Here is a 22,478-nt window from a genome sequence, read left to right as displayed (position 1 = left end):
AGGGAGAGCGACAATGGAAAACCAGATTTTCGAACTACAATACGCCCTCGACACCTTCATGTTCCTGATTTGCGGCGCCCTGGTCATGTGGATGGCCGCCGGCTTCACGCTGCTGGAATCCGGCCTGGTACGGGCCAAGAACACCGTTGAGATCCTGACCAAGAACGTGGCGCTGTATTCCATCGCCTGCATCATGTACATGGTCTGTGGTTACTACTTCATGTATGGCGGTGGGTTTTTCCTGTCCGGCATCGAGGCATTCAACCTTGAAGAAGTGCTGGCCGCGTCCGCGGAGAACGGCTTCGACGGCGACTCGGTGTACTCCGGCGCCTCCGACTTCTTCTTCCAGGTGGTGTTCGTGGCGACCGCCATGTCGATTGTCTCCGGCGCCGTCGCCGAGCGCATGAAGCTGTGGTCGTTCCTGATCTTCGCCGTGGTGCTGACCGGCTTCATCTACCCGATGGAAGGCGGCTGGACCTGGGGCGGCAACGACGTCTTCGGCATGTTCAACCTGGGCGACAAGGGCTTCAGTGACTTCGCCGGCTCCGGCATTGTCCACATGGCCGGTGCGGCCGCGGCGCTGTCAGGCGTGCTGCTGCTGGGCCCGCGCCTGGGCAAATACGGCAAGGACGGCAAGGCCAAGGCTATCCCTGGCGCCAACCTGCCGCTGGCTACCCTGGGCACCTTCGTGCTGTGGATGGGCTGGTTCGGCTTCAACGGCGGTTCCGTGCTGAAGCTGGGCGACGCCGCCAGCGCGCACTCCATGGCCATGGTGTTCCTGAACACCAACGGCGCTGCCGCCGGTGGCCTGATTGCTGCGCTGCTGACCTCGCACATCCTGTGGGGCCGCGCTGACCTGACCATGGCCCTGAACGGCGCCCTGGCCGGCCTGGTGGCCATCACCGCCGAGCCCTCCACCCCGACCGCCCTGCAGGCCACCCTGTTCGGCGCCGCCGGTGGTGTACTGGTGGTGTTCAGCATCCTTGCCCTGGACAAGTTGAAGATCGACGACCCGGTGGGCGCGATCTCCGTGCACGGCACTGTCGGCCTGCTGGGCCTGCTGCTGGTCCCGCTGACCAACGACGGCGCCAGCTACGGCGGCCAGCTGCTGGGTGCGTTCACCATCTTCACCTGGGTGTTTGTGACCAGCTTCATCGTCTGGTTCGTGCTCAAGCTGGTGATGGGCATCCGAGTCTCCGAGGAAGAGGAGTACGAAGGACTGGATGTCGGCGAGTGCGGCATCGAGGCCTACCCGGAGTTCAAGTCCGCGTAAGTTTCAGAAAAGTAAGTGTGTGTGGAAGACCCGGGTCGGTGACAGCCCGGGTTTTTCTTTTGTTGGGAGGTCGTCAAAACAGGACGCCAATTACGCTGATTTCGCGAAGGGCGCGAAAGTTTTTGGGGTGGCGAGTTGGTGGTGGATGGCGTGTCGCGGGGGGGGCGGTTTTACGGAGGGGTTGGGCGTTGCTTCTGGATTACCCGGCAATCGGCACTTTGCGCAGGTGCGCTTCGATGGCGCTGATCACCTCCCGTGACAACGGCAGGTTGTGCTTCTCCTGGTTCCAGGTTTCGTGGAAGAGCGCGGTGGTCTCGCGGGCGGCGTCGAGCACGATTTTCTGGGGCAGGCGTGAGCGGGCGGCCATGTGAGCGAGTTCGTCATACGTGAATTCGTCGAATCGCCGGGTGCGGCTTACGCGAAGGGCGGCCGATTCGTCTGCCATGTAGGGGATGGTCGAGACGAAATCGTAAGCTGGCGCCAGCGTAGCGGTGCGCGTGTCGTGGTAGATCATCGACCAGTTTTTCAGGTGCATGTCGGCGTTGCCGATCAGGGTGTTGAAGGTCAGGCGGCGGACGAACTCGGCGATGTCCTGGTGGTTGCCTTCTGCGCCGATGACCGTGGCGATGTTCATGGCGCTGGCCCGGGCGTATTTGTCGGCCGGGTAAACGCCGAAGATCTGGGCGAAATCCTCGAAGTGGACTTTACTGCCGTCGGGCAAGCGGTCGAACCGCTTGATGGCCAGGGCCTGGCCTTTGGGTGTTCCGGCGCCGGTGGGCAGGTTCGTGATGGTGTCGACATCAACCAGCCGGGTGGCCGGTACGTCCATTCCGATCAGCCGCGCGAGCGTCAGCATCGAAAATTCGTTCTCCGGGGCGCCGGTAAATTGGTGCGACGGCAACTTGACGATCCACGAGCCGCCGATGCCCCGGGCGGGAATGGTCAGTCCCTTGTTCTCGGTGTTCTCGACGGCGGAGAACTTGAGTTGCACGCCGGCGAGTGAGAATCGCAGGGCGGTTTGGCGTTCATCTCCTGTATGCGGCCCCGACGCGTTGTCGCGGGCTGGTGGCCACGCCTCACCGGTGGCGGATTCAACCGTCACGGCGCCGGGCAGATCCTCGCCAAGGGCCCATAGCAGGAAGAACTCCCGTTCCGGGCTGACACCGGACTGCTCGGCCAGGTAGCCGCGCATGGGGCCTTCCGGTAGCAGGTTGGACAGAAAGGGCTGGATGCGGGTCTGCACCGGCCTTAACGCCGTGATCAGCTCGCCGAGTCTGTCCTTGAAGCCCAGGCTCAGTGTCGGACGTTTTGGGTCGTTGATGTAGTGGTCGTAGAACGCGAACAGTGTGCGGTCGCCATCGACACGCGTCAGCGTGGCGACGGGTTCGCCGTGCAGCAGGACATTGAGGACGGAGACGCTAGTCGCCATCGCCGGTGTCATCGTCATCCAGGCTGTAAGCGGGGCGTGCCTCCATTGTCCCGGGCCGATAGCGCGGGTCATGCGTCGCGGTGCTTTGGGTCATGGCGCTGATGGCGGGCAAGGCTTCGCGTGGCACCAGTGCGAGTTCAAGGCCCAGTGTGCGGGCGAGTTCCACCAGGCTGGAGACGCGCAGGTCGACGTTGCCCTGCTCGATCCGGGAGATGTGGCTTTGGGGCACGCCGGTCAGTTCGCCCAGGGCGCGCTGGCTCAGGCCCCGGGCTTTGCGTGCGTTCCTGAGCGCTGTTGTGATCGACGCTGTGGTGTAGTTGGGCATATGTTATTACATATCATGTCTTCCATTTGATGCATAATAGCATATTAAACCACGCCGGCTGATGGCGGATGGTCTGGCCTAGTCCCCCACCAACCCGCTGACATCCGCCCCCGGCCCCAGGTTGAACACCCGCACTGGCCCCAGGTCGATGACACGGGCGGCGTTGCCCAGGTGGACACCCAGCCCCAGTTCGCTGGCGCTGAAGTTCTTGCCGGCGGTGCCGGTGGCGAAGAACTGTTGCCACTGGTGGGTCACGGTGGCCGAATTGCCGGCGATGCCGTCGTAGGGCGGGGAGGACAGGCTCAGGCCGAAGCTGGGGATCTCCGTGGTCTCGCCGTCGGCAAGGTGTGGCGCGCGCAGCCACAGGGCGACGACGATGACATCGTCTTTGGCGATGGGCTTTTCGATGCTGTTGACGGTGCCGATTTCCCAGGGGTTGGCGGCTTTCGACTGTACATCGACGCGGAACGCCGGGAAGCCCTGGGGGCCTTCGCCGGGAAGGACCTCGGTCACCTGGCCGGGGCCGTAAACGTTCCAGGGGGTGGCGGGATTGTTGGCCAGGCGCTGCTGTAGCTGAGCGGCTTTCGAGTCTTCGTTCCCCGAGCCGGCAGCGGCCAACTGGCGGGCAATGGCGCCATTCAGCGCCGTGGCCACGCGCTGGTTGTCGGCCTGGCCGGGGTGCCAGTGGCAGGCGGTCATTTCCAGGTCGCTGACGATGACCATCTCCACGCGGCGCTCGCCGCGCACCGCCAGCTTGTCGACTACGTGTTGCAGGGCGGTGCTGATCTCGCCCTCGGGGCGGTCGGCGATCCAGAGCACGAAGCCCGCGTCCGGATGACGCTCGCGCAGATCCAGCACGAAACGCATGTAGCGGTCCGCGTAGGCTTCGCGCAATGCCGCGCGGTCTTGCCAGGGTTCGCCATCGGTGAGCGGCGTTGAAAAATCATTGGTGCCCAGCGCGATGACGATGACCGCTGGTGACCAGGTGGCGTCGGTGTAGGCCCTGGTCTTGTCGAACAGCGTGTACGGGTACGCCTGCGGGAGGGTGTCGCCGTCACCGCCGCCGTAGTTCCTGACCACGCCGCGGCCGGAAATGGCGTTGACCTGGTAGTCGGCGTCGAATGCCGCGGCGGCCAGCGGGGCGATGCCGCGCGAGGTGGCGGTGGTGGCCCAGACCTCGTCGTTGTCGCACTCGCGCTGCCAGGAGCGGTTGGCGTAACCGACGGTGTGGGAGTCACCGATGAACTCGAGCTGGACCTCGCGGGCCGGTAGCGGCAACGCCCGGGTGCCTTCGCCCGCGAAGAAACCGCCAAAGATGGTCGTCCAGCCCTGGTTCTCCGAGGCGACATCGACGCGCAGCCGGTGGTCGCCGGGGGCCAGGCCGGTGAGTTGATACAGGCCGGGTTCCGGTTTGCCAAGAATGACGGGGGCATCGTCGTCCACACGCACGTCCAGGATCACATCGCCCGCGCCAATGCGGAAGGCCACGCGGTCGCCTGAGAACGCCGTTTCAAAATAAGTGCCCGGCCACTGGCGCAGCCATTCGCCGGTCTCGGCGTTCGTGACGGCGCGGCCGGTGGCCCGTGTTTCCAGCGTTTGCGGCCAGTTCGCGGATTCGGTTTCCGGTATCTTTTCGATGGTCCAGCCGAACGCCGTGCCGGTGGCGACGAGGTTCAGGGCCAGGGCAAGAGCGATGGCGAGCGCGAGCGCGTAGTTCCGGTTCATGGCATCCCTTTTTGTTGGTGTTTTCCAGATCTTAGCGTGCTAGCGCGAGGAGTGCCCCTCCTGCTCCCACGGTGAGCGCGGCGGCGCCGTGTCCTGGATGGCTTCCAGGAAGGCGCGGGCGGGTGCCGGCAGGTGGCGGCCGCGGCGGGTGACGATGCCGTAGTCGCGGCGGGGGAAGTGGGCGCTCATGTCGCGGGCGACCAGGTTGTCGTCGTCCAGCACGCACACGCCCGAGACGATGGACAGGCCCAGGCCGGCTTCCACCAGGCGCTTGATGACGCCCCAGCCGTTGACCTCCAGGGCCACGTTGAAGGGCACGCCCTGCTGCTGGAACACGCGGTCGACCAGGCGCCAGGTGGTCAGGCGCCGGGGTGGCAGGATCAGGTCGTGGGCGGCGATGTCGGCCAGCTGGATGTCGTCTTGCCCGGCCAGCGGGTGGCCGGCGGGCATGATCAGCATGGGTGCATGTGACCACATGGGCGTGTAGGCGATATCCGATGGCACGTCGAGCATAGAGCCAACGGCGAAATCGGCCTCGTCGTCGCGGATCAGGCCCAGGCCCTCGCTGATGCCGACGTTGCGCAGGCTGACCTGGATGCCGCGGTGGTCGTTCTGGAAGCGGCCCAGAAGGTCGGGCAGGATGTAGGTCATCGCCGATTCGCCGCCGGCGATCACCAGTTCGCCGGAATCCGCGCCGCCGCGGACCTCGTGTTCGAAGCGCTGCGGCAGGTCGTCGATGCCTTCCACCAGCGGCCGCGCCATGTCCATCAGCTTGCGGCCGTCCGGTGTCAGGCTGATGTTGGGGCCGCGGCGTTCGAACAGTTCCACGCCCATTTGTTGTTCCAGCGCCTTGACCTGCAGGCTCACGGCCGACTGGCTCAGGAACAGTTCGCGCGCCGCGTCGGTCATGCTGCCGGCGCGGGCGACGGCGCAGAAGGCGCGCAGTTGTTTCAGCGAATTGCCCTTGTAGTAGTGGCGGGTGGTGTCGGTCATGGGGTTTCGCGCCTTAGCTTTAACAAAACTCATTATAGTCATTCAAAGATTCATCTTTTCAATCATGGTCGCGCGCGCATAACCTGTTCGGCACATGCCAACGTCCCGATGAGGAAATGCCCATGAGCCTTGCCACTCATGAATTCGAAGCCCTGCAATCGCCGCGAGCCGAACTGGAGCCGGTCCGCGACGAGACGCTGGAACTGCTGCGCGCGCCCACGCCCGACCAACAACGCATCCTGACGCCGGAAGCGCTGGCCTTTGTCGGTGAGCTGGTCGAGCGTTTCACCCCGGACCTGAAGCGCCTGCTGGCCGAACGTGAGCGCCGCCAGGCGCGCTACGACGACGGCGAACTGCCCGGGTTCGCGCCGGCCACCGCGCTGGTGCGCGAAAACGACTGGTCGGTCGCGGCCATTCCCGAAGAAGTGCTGGATCGCCGCACCGAGATCACCGGTCCCGTCACCCGCAAGATGGTCGTCAACGCGTTGAACTCCGGCGCCCAGGTCTACATGGCGGATTTCGAGGATTCCACCGCGCCCACGTGGATCAACATCGTTGCCGGCCAGGTGAACCTGTTCGACGCCATTCGCCGGGAGATTGATTTCACCAGCGCCGAGGGCAAGCACTACGCGCTGAATGATGAAACCGCCGTGCTGATGGTGCGCCCGCGCGGCCTGCACCTGCCCGAGCGCCACCTGCGTTTCCGCGGCCGCCCGGTGCCGGCCGCGCTGGTCGATTTCGGCCTGTACCTGTTCCACAACCACGGTGAGCTGGCGCGCCGCGGCAGCCGGCCGTACTTCTACCTGCCGAAACTGCAGCACCACACCGAGGCCGAGTGGTGGAACGATGTGATCAGTTTCTCGGAACGTCGCTTAGGGTTAAAGCCCGCCACCATCCGCGTGACCATACTGGTCGAGACGCTGCCGGCGGTGTTCCAGATGCACGAGATCCTGCACGCACTGCGCGACCGCGCCCTGGGCCTGAACTGCGGCCGCTGGGACTACATCTTTTCCTGGATCAAGACGCTGCGGAAGCACCCGGACCACGTACTGCCTGATCGTGATGCGGTGAGCATGACAACGCCGTTCCTGCGCGCCTACTCGCAGCTGCTGATCGACACCTGCCACCGGCGCGGCGCCTTCGCCATGGGCGGCATGGCGGCGCAGGTGCCGATTCGCGAAGACGAGCAGGCCAATGCCGAAGCGCTGGCGCGCGTGTCAGCCGACAAGCAGCGCGAGGCCGCCGACGGCCACGACGGCACCTGGGTGGCCCATCCGGCGCTGGAGCCGCTGGCCCGCGAAGCCTTCGACGCGGTGATCCACGGCGACAACCAGCTGGGCTGGCGGCCGGCGATCGAGCCGATCAGCGAGGCCATGCTGCTGGCGCCCTGCAGCGGCGAGATCACCGAGGCCGGCGTGCGGCGCAACGTGGATGTGGCGGTGCGCTACCTGGCCGCCTGGCTGCGCGGCAACGGCTGTGTGGCCATTCACCACCTGATGGAAGACGCCGCCACGGCCGAAATCGCCCGCGCCCAGCTATGGCAGTGGGCACACCACGGCGTAACGCTGTCCAATGGACGAGCGGTCGACCACGACTGGCTGGATGAATGTTTCGATGACGCCCGGCGGCTGCTGTGCGCCGACGCGAACATCCTCGACATCCAGGCGATCAACTGCGCGACGGCATTGCTTAAGGGCATGACGCGCAGCTACGAACTGGGGGACTTCCTGACGTTGCCGGCGTACGCGCAGCTGGGGGACTAGGAGGATCGCCCGGCGGCCGGTGGCGACGGATGCCGCCGCCGGGCCAGGTTCAGGCGGCGACGTTCACCGCGCCGGCAAATGGCTGTTCACCGGCCGCCGCCCGAATGGCTTTCCGTCGGCTGCTGGCCGCAACGGAGCACTGGAACCTGAAATCGTCGTCCTTCAGCGCCCGGGCGTGCCAACGGTAGCCATCGAAACCAGGCTTCAGCCCGACGACCACGGACAGCGCCACCAGGATCATCACCTGGCTGACCGGGTGTCCGGCCCACTGGCCTAGCAACTCGGCGATATCGAATGCGAGAGAAGTGGCGATCACCAGGACCAGGGTGATGTAACCCAGCCCACGTCGTACCGCCCAGACCGACGGCAACAGGAACGCCTGCCACGAAAAACCGCGGCGTACGGCCTGGTAGCCGTAATCTGGGTGCCTGTAGATGTCGTAAATATGCATGGCTGGTCATGCCCTCTGTCTGGTCATCTTGCGCCGGGCCTGTGCTTTGCGACAGTGACGCAAGTCACGAGTCAGTTTCCGGCGACAGTGGCACTATGATCGCATCCACAAGCTGAAGCTTGCCTGAACGCGACATTCGTTTACCCCGGCTTACCATTGTTTAAGTGGAAAATTGATGATTTCCGCCGGTGGCCAGGGCAAGCCGCCTTCTGCGATCTCGGCCGCCAAATTGGGTGTGGCCTCCAGGTCAAACGGCGCACCACACATGCACCAGTTGATGATCAGGATCAGCGGCAGCGGACCGTAGGCGTCCTGGTCGATGCGGGCGGCAACCCGGTTGGCGGCCTCCCGGTCGCCGCTCATGGCGTGGAATTGCAGGTCGAAAAAGCCGGACCTGCTCCCGTCCTCGTAGGCCAACTCTACGAGTCGCGTCATGTTGTCGCGGTCCCCACTGGCGGCCGCGAGCATCAGCGCATTTTGTTTCCGCCAGAACGGGTCCATCGAGCGGGCCTGGTCAATCTCGGCCCGGGCTGATTCGAGTTGTCCATCGATGATGTAGGAGCGGACCTGGATCAGGTCCAGCCAAGGGTGGGAGGACTGTTCCCGGACCATGGCAATGATGTCCCGTGCGCGTTCCGTCTGCCCGTTCCAGAGTGCGGCGCGTGCCCTTGAAAACACCACGGTGCTCCACAGCGGATCGCAGGCGGTGACATGACCCAGCCGGTCGATCACCTGTTCCGCGAAGCCAAACACCGTCGCCACCGGATCAACCCACTGGGCATGGTCGCAACCTTCGCTGGCCAGGTAGGCTTCCAGGCGACGGCGAATGTCGTAGAAATCACCGGTGAGAATGGCCAGGTCGAGTTCGGCACCAGCCCGTTCATCCAGGCCGGTGGCGTGTTCCGCCGCCTTTGCCAGGTCATTGGCCGCCATCTGCAGCGCAGTGTTGACCATCGACTCAGGTACATCGTCGAGCGAACTTTCGCCGGTTGCACTGTCATTGAGGATGTGTCCGTAAGGGTCACTGTGCGCGACCCAGGCAGGCGCATAGTCGGGAGCATGTTCGAGGACTTCTTCAAAATGCGCGTTGGCCTCCAGCAGGCCCGGAATCTGGTCCACGGTGCCATGGGCGATCTGTGCGGCGAGTGTGCCTTTCTGCCAGGCGATGAAGGCCGCGGGATCGCGCAGTCCGACCCGGCGCATGGAGTCGCGCTTGCCCTCGTCCATGACCACATCAAGCGCCGCGGCGATCTGCTCGGCGATGTCCTCCTGGATTGCGATGGTGTCGCCGTAATCGCGGTCGTAGTTTTTGGACCAAAGGTGGAAACCGTCTTCGGCCTGCACCAGCTGCGCGGTCACCCGCAACCGCTCGCCGGCGCGGCGCACCGAGCCCTCGACGACATGGCCGACGCCCAGCGTTTCGCCGATCTCCTGGACCGGCAGATCCTGCCCCTTGAAGGCGAACGCGGACGTGCGCGCCGTGACCCGGAGCTCGGGCAGTTGCGCCAGCGAGTTGAGGATTTCCTCGGTCAGGCCGTCGGCGAAAAACTCGTCATCCGGGCCGTTGCTGAGCGCGACGAAAGGCAGGACGGCCAGGCTTTTCTTCGGCGGGGCGTTTGTCGGGGCTTCGGCAGAATCTGCGGTTGGTGACGTCGACCGGGCGCTTGCAACCGGCTCGTCGATTCTGGCGGGCTGACTGAATCGCTCCACCAGCAGCACGACCACCGCGATGGCAAGAAAGGCGATGATGACGCGATCAAGCTTGCGCCCGGTCTGGGGTGCGATGGACCGGTCCCGGTCGATGTCACGTTCCTTCTTCAACCCTTCCGGGGTCATTTCAAAGACCCAGGAAAAAATCAGCACCGACAAAAGGCCGATCGCCGCGGCGGCAAAGAAAATCTGCAGCACCCAGGCCGGCGCATCGATCAGGTCGACGAGAAAGTCGATGCCCTGGAGCACGATCCACGCGACCAGCACGTAGGCGATGCCCACGCGAAACACGTTGCGGCGCTTGAGTTCGGCGAAAAAGCTCATTCGGTCACCACTCCTTCATTGGAAAGTCGATGGCGGCCGGCAGTGGCCAGGGAAACTCGGCTTGGCGCCACATATCCGCGAAGCGGGGTGCGGCGTCCAGATCGAATGGAGCGCCGCATTGGCACCAGAGCATGCTGACCATCAGGGCCATGTGACCCAGGGGTTGCGCGTCGATTCGCCCAGCGATCGCGTTGGCGGTGTCGCGATCCCCGGTCCAGGCGGCCTGCAACAGGGCCAGGTATTCGTTCATGAGCTGCTCGCGTGCCAGGGCGTCGCCGCTGGCCAGTACGCCCTCAAGGTCGCCCCGGGCCGCGGCGATTTCCATCCGCGCCTTGTAGCGACTGCCCTCATTAGCCAGGTCGATGGCGGCCACCGATTCGGCGGTTTCGAACTCTCCCAGGGCCACCAAAGCGTTGATCCGGGACAGATTCAGAAATTCGTCACCGACGACGAATGCGGCATCGAGACGTTCGAGTGCGCGCGCAGGCTGTCCCTGGCTGATGAGATTGTCAGCCAGTTCGCCCCAGTTATCGGATGCCATCGGGTCGCACTGAATCAGGCGCTCGAGCAACGTGCCGAACTGGTCGGAAAATTCGGGCAGGTAGGCGATCAGGTGAGCCCAGATGAGCTCGATGCAGGTCTCGGAGGCGAGCGCTGTTTCGAGCAGCGGTCGCCAGTTGCCGGATTCGCCCCGGATGATGGCGAGATCCAGTTCCGCAGCGGCGCGTGCGCCGGGATTGGTGGCGTGGCGGGCGGCCTGCTGGAAGGCTCGTTGCGTCTCCGCGTATGCAGCTTGCAGTTCGTCGTCCGTCGGTTTCGGTGACAGCTCACCAATGGCGCTGTCGATCAGTACGTGGGTGTAATAGTCAGAGTAATCCTGCCAGGCCCGGGCGAAACCCGGCGCGGCTTCCACCGCGGCGGCCAGGTGCGTGTTGGCCTGCGCCAGCTCTTCCAGTTGGGCATCGCTGCCGTGCGCGGCGTGCTGCATCTTCACGCCGCGCGCGTACTCGATGAAAGCGTGGACGTCGCGAATGCCCGCCCGGCGCATTTGCGCCAGCGTATTCTCATCGAGAAATACGTTCAGGGTTTCGGCGATTCGTTGCGCGATGTCTTCCTGCACGGCGATGGCATCGGCGTCCGTGCGGTCGTAGGTATTCGACCACAGGTGGGTGTCGTCGTCGGCCCGAATGAGCTGTGCTGTGACGCGGAGGCGATCCCCGGAGCGGCGTACGGACCCCTCGACCACGTGTTTCACGTTGAGCCGCTCGGCAATATCCCGAATAGGCAGGTCCTTGTCCTTAAAGTAAAACGCCGAGGTACGCGATGTGACCGACAGGCCGGGCACCTGGGCCAGCGAGTTCAGGATCTCCTCGGTCAGCCCGTCGGCGAAATACTCGTCGTCCTCGCCGCTGGACATGGCGCGGAATGGCAGTACCGCGACCGAATTCCCCGGTGCCGCCGTGTCGGTCGAGATGTCCGGCGACACACTATCGGGCGATACCGAGGGTTTTCCAGTGATCGGTTGTTCAATCCGTGGTGCGCGGTATCGGTCGATCAAAAGCAGCGCCACCGCCAGTACCAGCAGCGCGATGATCATGCCGTTCAGCTTCTGGCCGGTCGCCGGCGCGATGGATTCATCGCGATTGACCTCGGCTTCGCGCTTGATGCCCTCCGGCGTCATTTCGAAGGCCCAGGAAAAGGCCAGTGCGAACGGCAGGCCGACCAGGGCGACAATTGCCAGCGCACGAATCACCCAGTCCGGCGCGCCGATCAGGTCGAGGGCGAAGTCTGCGCCCTGCAGCACGACCCAGCCCAGTAGCAGGTATGCGATGGCGACACGGATGACATTGCGCCGCTTGAGCTCGTTGAACAGGCTCACCTCAATCCTCTGGGGGCCACAGGTTCATTTTCGCCAGGTACGCCTGGAAGCGCGGATCGTCGCGAAGCGGGTCGTAGATCGTCATGCGGTTGGCGTGCGCGGCGTAGGGGTCACCCACTTCGAGACCGCGCTCAAGGTCCGCCATGGCCCGCTCCTCTTCGCCCAGCAGCATGTACACGAACGCACGATCGACCGCGCCGCTGCGCCAGTTGGGGTTGGTCGCGAGGCCTTCGATGTAGGCCTGCCTGGCCGTGGGATCATGCATGGCTTCGATAAGATTGAAGCCGTCTTCGGTGTCGAATTCACCCAGGGCCGCTGCGCGCACCCACATCTCGCGGGCGTGTTCATATTCACCCAGCTGGATATAGTTAAGGGTCAGGTTGGCATAGGTCGCCAGGAATCCGGGTTCGATCTCGAGGGTGCGCTCGTAATACCGGTTGCTCTCCTCCAGTCTGCCCGCCTGCGCGGCGACCCACCCGGACACGTTCCACATCACCGGCGCCAGAGGATCCATCTGGGCGGCCTTGCGAAACTGCGCCAGGGCCGCGTCGGTATCCCGGTTTCGGACCGCCAGGTACTCGCCATACCACTGCTGTGCCGTGGGGTAGTCGGGATCGAGTTCGATGGCCCGCTCGAAGTCCCGCGCCGCGTTGTCCCAGTCGAAGTCGTACATGAACCGGATGTAGGCCCGGGTTGTCAGGGCCTGGGGCATGCCGGGTTTCAATTCCAGCGCCCGATTGACGGCGTCACGGGCAGGCGGGATGGTCTCCAGTGTGCGGGTCGGGGAATATTCCGGGATCAGCAACCAGGTATCGGCCAGCGCGGCCCAGGCCTCGGCGAAGCCCGGGTCGAGTTCGACCGCGTCCTGCAACAGGATGGCGGCCGCCTGCAGGTTCTGTGGGCCGCGGCTGTGCCACAACTGGCGGCCCTGCAGGTACTTGTTATAGGCCTCCAGGTTGTCCGTGGGCTGCGCCACCAGAAGATTTTCCTGCTCGGGGGTGAGTTGCAGCTGCAATTCTCGGGTAATGGCGCGGGCGATCTCGTCCTGCACGGCGAAGATGTCGTCCAAATCGCGGTCGTAGGTCTCGGACCAGAGGTGTGATTCGCCGTTCGTTTCGATCAGCTGGGCGGTGACCCGTACGCGATTGCCGGCCCGCCGCACGCTGCCTTCCAGGACGTGGCTGACGTCCAGCTTGCCGGCAATCTCCGCGACTGTGGCGCCCGAACCCTTGAACGAAAAAGCCGACGTACGCGCGATCACCCGCAGGTCCTCGAGACCGGAAAGCACGTTGAGAATCTCCTCCGAAATGCCGTCGGCGAAAAACTCGTTTTCGGGGTCTGGCGACATGTTCTCGAAGGCGAGGACGGCCAGCGACGTGCCGGTGTCCGGTGGTGGCCCGGCTTCTTCCTCCGACGTGGCTTCTGTCACCTGTTCGGGCACGGGCGCGGGCTCCGCCAGGAAGAATCGTTCAGCCAGCACCAGCAACAGCGCCACGGCAAGGAACGCGATAATGGCGCGGTCCAGTTTGCGGCCGGTCTGCGGCGTGATGGACTGCGACCGGTCGACCTCGTGATCACGTTTCAGGCCTTCCGGCGTCATTTCGAACGCCCAGGCGAAAAACAGCGTAATCGGCAGGCCAACCACGATGACCACGGCGAGCGCCCGGATCACCCACTCAGGTGCCCCGATCAGGTCAAGAACGAAGTCGGCGCCCTGCAGCAGGACCCATCCCATCAGTACGTAGGCGATACCCGCGCGGAATACGTTACGGCGCTTGAGTTCGGCGAGAAAGTTCATCGCCGGTCACGGTTGGCGGTCATGGGTTCCATTCCGGTTGCAGCAGCATTTCGCGGACTTCGCCGCGCAACGCATCGGCCTCCCGCTCCAGCTGTGCCAGGGCGGCCTGCACTTCCGGATCTTCGAACACGGGCTGCATGACCGGACGAGCGAGCAGGTCAGGCAGGCCGAGGTTCCTGCCGGGCGGGCGTGGGATCAGCTCATCGAGGACGACAGACTGCGCTGACTGCGGATCTTCCTCGTACCGGGCAATCCACAGCTTGGCGATCGGATTCTCAACCCAGCGTGGAAGCGCATGGTCAAGCGAAACACGGGCGTTCTGCCACATGCGGTTGACGTCTTCGGGTTCGAAAATCAGCGGCAACCACTCCAGCGCCGCCATGATGACAAGCCCGTCGGTCAGGCTGCCCGGTTGGCCATCAAAGGCCATTGCCCCGGGGCGAAGTGCGCTGAGTTCATCGAACCCTTCACGCGCTTTTCCGGCATCGGTCATCAGTTCCACGTAACCGAACACGGCGCTGGAAAAGGAGCCGTGGCGAAAATCGATGTCATCTTCGAGCATTGACCGGGCCAGCGTGAGTGCGAGAGCGTCGTCACCGTGCGCCCTGGCCCGTTCGAGTTCGACCTTGCGGCCCATCGGCGATCGCGGCGCCAGCGAAAGGACGCGGTTGGTCCAACGGTCGCCTTCCTCTGCCATGTCCAGGTCATAGAACCGTGACGCCAGCATGGCCGCCAGTTCGTGGTCGTGCGGGTCGGATTCGCTGGCCAGGCGCAGCCACTCCAGTTCACCCTTGATGTCGCCGGTATCGGCCTTGAGCTGGGCGATGTTTCCTCGGATGTTGGGATCGTCAGGCGCCTGTTCGTAAGCCTTCATGAACCAGAGGTCGGCTTCTTCAAAACGCCGCTGTTCGCGCAGGACGAAACCCTTGGCATTCAGGAGCTCTGGCTCCAGCGGGTCGATCCTGAGTCCTGCATCCAGCAGGGCCAGCGGTGTGCGATCGTCGCTGATAAAAAAGTGGGCCATCATCGCCGTGTTGGCACGAAGCCGGCTTTCCGTTGGCGCCAGTGGCAACAGGTCACGAATACGGTTGAGCGCTCCGACAAAGTCGTCGGGGCTCGAGTTGCTGTTATCCGGCAAGAGCGTAAAGCTGTTTTCCATCAGTTGCGCGACAGGGTGGTTGGGTTGCGCCACCAGGACCTGCCCCAGCAAGGGTTCTGAGAGCAGCCAGGCCTGGTCGGTATCGATCAGCCCGGTGAATGCCTTGCCCAGGTAGTTCCTCACCAGCCCCAGCTTGGCGTCGATGAAATCCGGGTCCTGGGCCAGGGCCTTCTTGAACAGCGATTCGGCCAGGGGCAGGCTGGCGTAGGTGCCCAGTGCCTGCTGTTCCAGCGCCTGAAGGTAGATGTCGTACGCCGCGGTGTTTTGCGTTTCGACCCCGTGCAGCATTTCGTCGCTGCCCAGCAGCGAGGCGTCCAGGGAGCGGGCCACGTCAGTGGCGATTTCGTCCTGGATGGCAAAGATATCGTCCAGCGGCCGCGTGTAGCTTTGCGACCAGACGTGGTAGCCGTCCTCGGCGCGAATCAACTGGGCCGTGACGCGCACCCGGTCACCGGCGCGCTGCACGCTGCCCTCCAGGATATGTGCAACGCCCAGCACCGCGGCGATCTCGCTGACGCTGGTGTTCTGGCCCTTGAAAGCGAACGACGAGGTCCTGGCCGGCACCTGCAGGTCGGGCAGCTGTGCCAGCATGTGCAGCAGCGTCTCGGTCAGGCCGTCGGAGAAATATTCATTCGCCTTGTCGTCCGACATGTTAACGAAGGGCAGCACGGCGACGGACGGCTTGTCGGGCACCTCGGTTACGTCGGTGCTGGCTGCGTCATTGGCCGGCGCCGTGGATTCGACCGCCTGTGCCGGGGCGTCAGCTCGGTCCTGCAGCACCAGCTTGTCCACCAGCAGGTAGACCACGGCCAGTGACAGCCCACCGATAATCAGGAAATTCAGCTTCTGCCCGGTCTGCGGTGTGATCGACTGCGAGCGATCCACCTGGTGTTCGCGCTTGATGCCTTCCGGCGTCAGTTCAAAAGCCCATGCGAACACCAGTGCGAGCGCAAACCCGATCGCCAGCACCAGCAGGATGCCGCTGAACAACCAGTCCGGCGCGCCGATGTTGTCGATCATGACATCGGCCACCTGGATAACCAGCCAGGCCACGATCAGGTAGGCGATGCCCACCCGGAAAACGTTGCGGCGTTTGAGTTCGGCGAACAGGCTCATGTCTGGGCTCCGGTCACAGGTTCCACTCCGGCTGCAACAGCATTTCCTGAACCTCCGCCCGGACTGCGGCGACTTCACGCGACCGTTCCGCCAGCGCCGCCTCGACCCGCGGGTCGGCGTACAGCGGGGCGTTCATGTCCGGCATCCACTTGCGGTGGCGGTAGAGGTTCTGGGCGACCGGTTCATCCAGTCGATGTTCGAGGAACTGTGCGACCGCTTCGTCGGTCCTGCCGTTGATCAGCAAGTCCAGTGTCAGCGAGCCGCTGTCTTCGTCCAGCCAGTCGAAGCCGGTGGCCTCCATGGCTTCGGAGTGCGCGTTCCATGCCGTTTGGCGATTTTCGAAGGTGTCGAAACCCGACATTAGCTGGATGGCGAACTGGCGCATGACCCGGCCCTGGAAGTCGAGTCCCGTGGCGCTGAAATCGGCGATGTCCGGGCGGGTCGCCATGAGAAACTCGTAGGCTTCCCGGGAACGCCCTTCGCGCATCATCAGGTCCGCGTAGGTCACGGCCGCGACGAAGAACGAACCATAGCGATTGGGTACCTGGTCGACGATCATCGATTGCGCCAGTGCGATGGCACGGTCGGTTTCGCCTCGGGCGAAGGCCTCTTCAAGCTGTATTCTGCGCGTGATCGGCGTTCCGGGGCCCAGGACCTGGGCGCGTGCGGCCCAGCGGGCGCCTTCCTCGGGCAATTCGAGTGCGAAAAGGATTTCCGCGATGACGGCCTGGATTTCATGGTCTTCGGGGTCGAGTTCGGCCGATATCCTCAGATGGTCCAGTGCGGCGGGCAGGTTGTTCTCCTGTCGCTCCAGTTCGGCCAGGTTGCCGTAGGAATTCGGGTTTTCCGGTGCCAGGTCGCGCGCCTTTTCAAACGCCACCCGCGCCTTCTCCAGGTTGTCCGTGTTCAGGTAGATGCCCCCAATCTGCGCATTGATAGCCGGATCCAACGGGTCGAGCATTAACCCGGCCTCGAGCACCTGCAGGGCCTCTTCGTAGTGCTCAAAGAAGCTGAGCGCGCCGGCGTTTTCGGTACGGATGAACGAATCGGTGGGGATCAGCGGCAGCAACGCCCGTTGCTCTTCGATCCGCGTCATGACCTCATCTTTCGAAGTGTTGTTGCTCCAGTCGTAGATTTCGAGGTGAAGTTCGTAGGCGCGCGCCAGGCGGCTGTCGGGGTCGCTGGTACGGATCTGCGCGAGCAGGGGTTCGACGTGGCGGCGCTCCTCCGTGACATCGATCTGGCCGGTGCGGAACTTCAGCAGGTAGTTGCGCACCAGCGCCAGGCGCGCGTCGGTGAACTCCGGATCGCGGGCCAGGGCCTGCTTGAAGTGCCTTTCCGCTTCGTCGAGGCTGCCGTATGAATAGATCGCCTGTTGCTGAAGGCCTTTCAGGTACAGGTCGTAGGCGGCGAGGTCAGTGGTTTCCACGCCGTGCAGGTCCGGGTGCTCGTTGCCCAGCAGCGAGGCGTCCAGCGCGCTGGCGACATCAGTGGCGATCTCGTCCTGGATGGCGAAGATGTCAACCAGGTCGCGGTCGTAGGTCTCCGACCAAAGGTGGAAGCCGTCGTCGGCCTTGATCAGCTGCGCGGTCACGCGCACCTTGTCGCCGGCACGCTGTACGCTGCCCTCGAGAATGTGCGCCACGCCCAGTGCGGTGGCGATTTCACCGACACTCGCGTTCTGGCCCTTGAAGGCGAACGACGAGGTTCGGGCGGCAACCTGCAGGTCGGGCAACTGCGCCAGCATGTGCAGCAGGGTTTCGGTCAGGCCGTCGGAAAAGTACTCGTTGTCTTCACTGCCGGACATGTTGACGAAGGGCAGGACCGCGACGGAGGGCTTGTCCGGTACGGCGGGCGCTTCTTCAACGGGCTCGGCGGTTGTCGCCGCAACCGGTTCCGCAGGTGCGACAGCACGGTCCTGCAACACCATCTTGTCCACCAGCAGGTAGGCCACCGCCAGTGTCAGCGCGCCGATGATGACGCGGTTCAGCTTCTGGCCGGTCTGCGGCGTGATCGACTGTGTACGATCGACTTCGTGCTCGCGTTTCAGGCCCTCCGGCGTCATTTCGAACACCCAGCTGAACACCAACACGGCGGGCAGCCCCAGGGCGGCCAGCATGAACAGGGCCTGGATCACCCAGTTGGGGGCGTCGATCAGGTCGAGGGCGAAGTCCGCGGCCTGCAGCAACACCCAGGCGATCAGCAGGTAGGCGAGCGCCACCCGGATGACGTTTCTTCTTTTCAGTTCCGCGAAAAAGCTCATAACGCGTCTCCGGCGGCCAGGCTGTCCCTTTGGCGCGCGGCGTTCTGGCGCATGCGGGCGAGGACTTCGCGGAACTGCGGTTCATCGCGCCAGGCGGCGAAAATCGGATCGGTTTCAGTCCAGGTCGCCCCGGTCTCGCCGAGCTCAATTGCCCGGTCTAGCGCTGCGAACAACCCCGGCCGGTCTCCAGTGAGCGCGGCGAGGCGGGCGGCGTGAACATGGCTGAACGGCATATCGGAGAAGTTGGCCAGGAAGTGATCAATGCCCAGCCGAACGCGGTCGATCAGGGCCTGGCGTTCCGGGCCCTCGGGAGAAATGTTAGCCAACAGGGACAGCGACCGCACTTCACCCGTCCTGGGTGGCTGGTCCGGTCGTCCGCCGGCCTTCTGCAGGGCCTCAGAGAGCACCCGTCGTGCTTCTTCATTCCGGCCCAACCGGATCAACGTTTCGCCATAGAGGGTCAGGTGGTCGGGGCTGAGCGCCTCTCCGGATCCCACCATCGCGCCGATCTCGGTGACCAGGGTTTCCATTTCGCCCTGGTATTCCTGGAAGTATCGCGCCGACCAGGTGGCCCAGCGGGAATCCGGGCCACGCGACCTGGCCTGTTCCAGCCAGTACGCCGCGCCATCCGGGTCTTCGATCCGGAGGTGCATCATGACCAGCAGGGCGGCGGGCATGACATCGCCGTCACGCAGCTCATGAACGCGCCGGGCCTGCTCAATAGCGATATCCATCCTGGCGTACCAGCGGGCAACGGTCACCCAGGACTCGTACAGGCCGGGGTTGTCCGGCTCCCTAGAAATCCAATCGGACAGCAACGCCTGGGCGGCGTCGTAGCCGCCTTCGATGGTTGCCGCCCGGACGGCCATGTCGCGGGACAGTTCGGACAGGGGGTCGACGCTCATCGCCGCGGCGGCCAGTTCGACCTGGCGTGCCGGGTCGGACTCGCCGACCAGGCTGGCCACGGCGTGGATGGCGTCGATGTTGTCGGGGTCTTCGGCCAGCACCGCCTCGGCCACGGCCAGGGCGTCAACGAACTCACCGCGGTAACTGTCCAGCAGGCTCTTTGCCATCCTGGCCTCGGCCAGGGCGGGGTCCAGTGACAGGGCCTGGTCAATGGCCGGCGTTGCGAGCGCGATGGCGTCCTCCAGCGGCAGGCTGCCGTAGTCCGAGGAGCCCATGTAGGCTTCACCCAGCCGGGCCCAGGCCGGCGCGAACTGCGGGTCGAGTTCGACCGCGCGCTTGAAGTAGTCGGTGGCCTTGGCGAACCCATCCGCGTTGAGCTCGCGCAAGTGGTGGCGGCCGAGCAGGTAGAGGTCGTAGGCCTCGAAGCTGGCTGACTGGTGGGCCACCGCGGATTCGTCCTCACCCAGCAGGGGCAGCTTCAGCGCATCGACGATGGCACGGGCGATTTCGTCCTGCACCTCGAAGATATTGTCCAGCTCACGGTCGTAGGTTTCTGACCACAGGTGGAAGCCGTCGTCGACCTTGATCAGCTGCGCAGTGATGCGTGCCTGGTTGCCGGAGCGGCGCACCGAGCCCTCCAGCACGGTGGCCACGTTCAATGCCTGGCCGATCTCATTGATATCCGCTTCTGCGCCCTTGAATTTGAACGAGGACGTGCGCGCGGCCACCTTCAGGCCGTCGACCTTGGCCAGCAGGTTCAGGAGCTCTTCTGACAGGCCGTCTGAGAAATATTCGTTCTCGGCGTTTGCGCTCATGTTGACGAAGGGCAGTACGGCAATGGACTCGTCGAGCTCGGTCGGGGTCGTGTTTTCCGGTGTTGATGGTGTCGCGGCGTCGTCGGCCGTGACGGGTGTGTCACCCCCCAGGAACTTGTCCCAGGCGAAATAGCCCAGCGCCAGGACCAGTACGCCGATGATGACGCGGTCCAGCTTGCGGCCGGTGGTACGGGTGATCGAGGTCTCCCGGTTGACCTCGTGCTCACGCTTGATGCCCTCGGGTGTGAGTTCGAACGCCCAGGCGAAGATGATTGCGAACACCAGGCCGATGGCCAGCACCACCAGCAGCGTCTTCATCACCCAGTCCGGTGAGCCGATCGCGTCGAACACCACGTCGGCCACCTGCATGACCAGCCAGGCCACGACCACGTAGGCGATGCCCACGCGGAACACGTTGCGGCGTTTGAGTTCTTCAACCAGGCTCATAGGCTTACATCCATTGCATCATCGGGCGCGACCAGCGCGCGGAAACGCGGGTCGTCTTTCATGAAGTCCCAGCGGGGGTCGTTCCAGATCGCCCGGTTGTCAGGGCGGTAGGGAGAGTTGAGTACCTGCTCGAGTTCGGCCAGAGCCTGCTCGCGATTACCGGCCAGGGCCAGTGTGCCGACACGCGCCTGGGCCATGAAGCTGCCATACAGGAAATCCTGCTCTTTCGGCATCAGGGCCACGGCTCGCGCGGATGCCGCGAGCGCCGCTTCGTGATCGCCCGCCAGGGCGTAGAGTTCGGCCAGGGTGGTCATTTCGAAGGCGTCGTGGTTGGTGCCGGTGGGTTCCAGCGCCCGCAGCACGTCGATGCCCTTTCGGGCCTCGGAGACCGCCGTTTCGTGCTGGCCCAGCAGGCGCCAGGCCCAGGCCCGGCCAACGTAATCGTGGCCCATGAACCCGCGGCTGTTCACCGCGCGTTGAACCAGCGCCGAGTTCCAGGTCGCGACGGCCTTTTCGAAGTCGTTCTCGTAATAGGGCAGCTCTGTCAGTGCGAAGTAGTAAGTGGCGCCGGCGTTGGGCAAAACCTGTTCCAGCGTTGCCCGCGCCTCGGTGATCCGGCCGCTGTACATCTCGATGGCCGCGAGGGTGGCCCTGGCATCCTGGGCGTCCGGCGCCCGGAAGATCAAGTCCCTGGCCATTGGCTCGGCCTCCTCGAACCGCGCCATGTTGCCCAGGGTTTCCACCAGCAGGGTGGGCACTCGGGCATTGTTGGGATCCAGTTCGATGGCGCGGCGCATGGCCTCCAGGGCGCCTTCCACGTCGGGGGTCCGGCGCTTGGCGACCGCCAGCCGGAACAGCAGTTCCGCGTCGCCCGGGCGCATGGCCAGTGCGCGCGCATAGGTCTGCGCGGCGGCCTGGAAATCCTGCTCAACCCGGTACTGGTATTCGGCCCGGGCGGCAACGGTTTCGGCCAGGCCCGGGCCCAGCCGCTCGGCGTTCTCCAGCGCCTCGCGCGCGGCTTCGAAACGTGCCGGGCTGCTGTCCTGGCCCATCCAGATGGACTGGCCGTTGGTTTCCACCAGGATGGCCCAGGCCTGGGCAAAGCGGGGATCCAGGTCCACGGCCTGCCGGGCCCAGTGCCCGGCCTCGATGTAGTTATCGACAACGTAGTCCGGCCGGTGCAGCGCCGCCTGCGCCTTCAGGTAGGCCTCGTAGGCGGCCATGTTGTCCGTGGGCAGCTGCCCCAGGTCGCGCTGCTCTTCCTCGGTCAGTTCGCCGCGCACCGCCGCGACGATCTGGCGGGTGATTTCCGACTGGATCTCGAAGATGTTCTCCACCGACATCTCGCGGTCAAACGTCTCGGCCCACAGGTGCTGGTCGTGGGTCACGTCGATCAGCTGGGCGTTGATGCGGATGCGGTTGCCGGCGCGCTGCACGCCGCCTTCCAGGATGGTGCCGACACGAAGCTCCTGCGCGATTTCCGGTATCGGCTTCTGCGTGTCCTTGTACTGCATCACCGATGTGCGCGAGATGACTTTCAGGCCGCCGATCTTGGCCAGTTGCGTGAGCAGGTCGTCGTGAATGCCGTCGGTGAAAAACAGGTCATCTTCGCGCTGGCTGCGGTTGGCGAAGGGCAGCACGGCGATTGAACTGGCGTCGATGGCCGGCTCGGCGGTTGCCGCGCTGGCGACAGGATCGCTCCCGGTGGTTGCGGTGTCCGTTGCCTGGGCGCCGGTCGGCGCTTCTGCGGCGCGGTCCATGAAACGCGACTCGTAGATGAAGTACGCCAGCGCCACGACCAGTAGCCCGATGATGGCGAAATCGAGCTTGCGGCCGGTCCGGCCGGTGATCGACTGGCTGCGATCGACATCCTTTTCGCGCTTCAGGCCCTCGGGGGTGATCTCGAAGGCCCAGGCGAAGAAAATGGCGAACAGCAGGCCGATGGCCAGGATCACCAACAGCGTCTGCATCACCCACGGCGGCGTGCCGATGGCGTCGAAGACCACGTCGGCCACCTGCATGACCAGCCAGGCCACCACCGCGTAGGCGATGCTCACCTTGAAAACATTGCGGCGTTTGAGCTCGACAAACAGGCTCATGGC

General features: G+C 64.5%; 14 protein-coding genes. 2 read left to right on the top strand and 12 right to left on the bottom strand.

The window, feature by feature from the left end:
- Positions 1-13: 13 nt before the first annotated feature.
- The gene (locus F3N42_RS08510; RefSeq protein WP_150864005.1) at positions 14-1,273 is read left to right on the top strand and encodes an ammonium transporter; all 1,260 of its coding nucleotides are present in this window, start codon (positions 14-16) and stop codon (positions 1,271-1,273) included.
- 199 nt (positions 1,274-1,472) lie between these two features.
- On the opposite strand, the gene F3N42_RS08505 is transcribed toward F3N42_RS08510, so the two are convergent.
- The 4 genes from F3N42_RS08505 to F3N42_RS08490 all read right to left on the bottom strand — a co-directional run bounded on the left by F3N42_RS08505 (position 1,473) and on the right by F3N42_RS08490 (position 5,745).
- Positions 1,473-2,702: a type II toxin-antitoxin system HipA family toxin gene (locus F3N42_RS08505; protein ID WP_150864004.1), complete on the bottom strand. Its 1,230-nt coding sequence runs from the start codon at positions 2,700-2,702 to the stop codon at positions 1,473-1,475.
- A complete protein-coding gene (locus F3N42_RS08500) occupies positions 2,692-3,027 on the bottom strand; it encodes a helix-turn-helix domain-containing protein (RefSeq protein WP_150864003.1) in 336 nt (111 codons plus the stop codon). The genes F3N42_RS08505 and F3N42_RS08500 overlap by 11 nt, the downstream gene beginning before the upstream one ends.
- 78 nt (positions 3,028-3,105) lie before the next feature.
- Positions 3,106-4,752, bottom strand: coding sequence for an SGNH/GDSL hydrolase family protein (locus F3N42_RS08495; protein ID WP_150864002.1), 1,647 nt, complete (start codon positions 4,750-4,752; stop codon positions 3,106-3,108).
- A 39-nt stretch (positions 4,753-4,791) separates the two neighbouring features.
- Entirely contained in the window at positions 4,792-5,745 is a 954-nt protein-coding gene (locus tag F3N42_RS08490; RefSeq protein WP_150864001.1) for a LysR family transcriptional regulator, read from the bottom strand.
- Positions 5,746-5,867: 122 nt separating this feature from the next.
- Here F3N42_RS08490 and aceB point away from each other — a divergent pair, with 122 nt between their 5' ends.
- Positions 5,868-7,508 (top strand): malate synthase A, encoded by a 1,641-nt coding sequence (aceB, locus tag F3N42_RS08485; protein ID WP_150864000.1) that lies wholly within the window; start codon positions 5,868-5,870, stop codon positions 7,506-7,508.
- Between the two features lie 49 nt (positions 7,509-7,557).
- Here aceB and F3N42_RS08480 read toward each other — a convergent pair whose 3' ends face one another.
- The 8 genes from F3N42_RS08480 to F3N42_RS08445 all read right to left on the bottom strand — a co-directional run bounded on the left by F3N42_RS08480 (position 7,558) and on the right by F3N42_RS08445 (position 22,475).
- Positions 7,558-7,959: a hypothetical protein gene (locus F3N42_RS08480; RefSeq protein WP_150863999.1), complete on the bottom strand. Its 402-nt coding sequence runs from the start codon at positions 7,957-7,959 to the stop codon at positions 7,558-7,560.
- Positions 7,960-8,109: 150 nt separating this feature from the next.
- Positions 8,110-9,993: a hypothetical protein gene (locus F3N42_RS08475; RefSeq protein WP_150863998.1), complete on the bottom strand. Its 1,884-nt coding sequence runs from the start codon at positions 9,991-9,993 to the stop codon at positions 8,110-8,112.
- Positions 9,994-9,997: 4 nt separating this feature from the next.
- Positions 9,998-11,872, bottom strand: a complete 1,875-nt coding sequence (locus F3N42_RS08470; RefSeq protein WP_150863997.1) for a hypothetical protein — start codon at positions 11,870-11,872, stop codon at positions 9,998-10,000.
- Between the two features lies 1 nt (position 11,873).
- Positions 11,874-13,670, bottom strand: coding sequence for a tetratricopeptide repeat protein (locus F3N42_RS08465; RefSeq protein WP_150863996.1), 1,797 nt, complete (start codon positions 13,668-13,670; stop codon positions 11,874-11,876).
- A gap of 19 nt (positions 13,671-13,689) precedes the next feature.
- Positions 13,690-15,945 carry a hypothetical protein gene (locus F3N42_RS08460; protein WP_150863995.1) on the bottom strand — a complete coding sequence of 752 codons (2,256 nt, stop codon included), beginning with the start codon at positions 15,943-15,945 and terminating at the stop codon, positions 13,690-13,692.
- Positions 15,946-15,958: 13 nt separating this feature from the next.
- Entirely contained in the window at positions 15,959-18,208 is a 2,250-nt protein-coding gene (locus tag F3N42_RS08455) for a hypothetical protein (protein WP_150863994.1), read from the bottom strand.
- On the bottom strand, positions 18,205-20,376 hold the full coding sequence (locus F3N42_RS08450; RefSeq protein ID WP_150863993.1) for a hypothetical protein: 2,172 nt from the start codon (positions 20,374-20,376) through the stop codon (positions 18,205-18,207). The genes F3N42_RS08455 and F3N42_RS08450 overlap by 4 nt, the downstream gene beginning before the upstream one ends.
- On the bottom strand, positions 20,373-22,475 hold the full coding sequence (locus tag F3N42_RS08445; RefSeq protein WP_150863992.1) for a tetratricopeptide repeat protein: 2,103 nt from the start codon (positions 22,473-22,475) through the stop codon (positions 20,373-20,375). The genes F3N42_RS08450 and F3N42_RS08445 overlap by 4 nt, the downstream gene beginning before the upstream one ends.
- Positions 22,476-22,478: the final 3 nt, after the last annotated feature.

This window comes from Marinihelvus fidelis (assembly GCF_008725655.1).
In the GTDB taxonomy this organism is placed as follows: domain Bacteria; phylum Pseudomonadota; class Gammaproteobacteria; order Xanthomonadales; family SZUA-36; genus Marinihelvus; species Marinihelvus fidelis.
The sequence above is the reverse complement of the archived record's forward strand: the minus strand, read 5'-3'. Positions and strand labels throughout refer to the sequence as shown.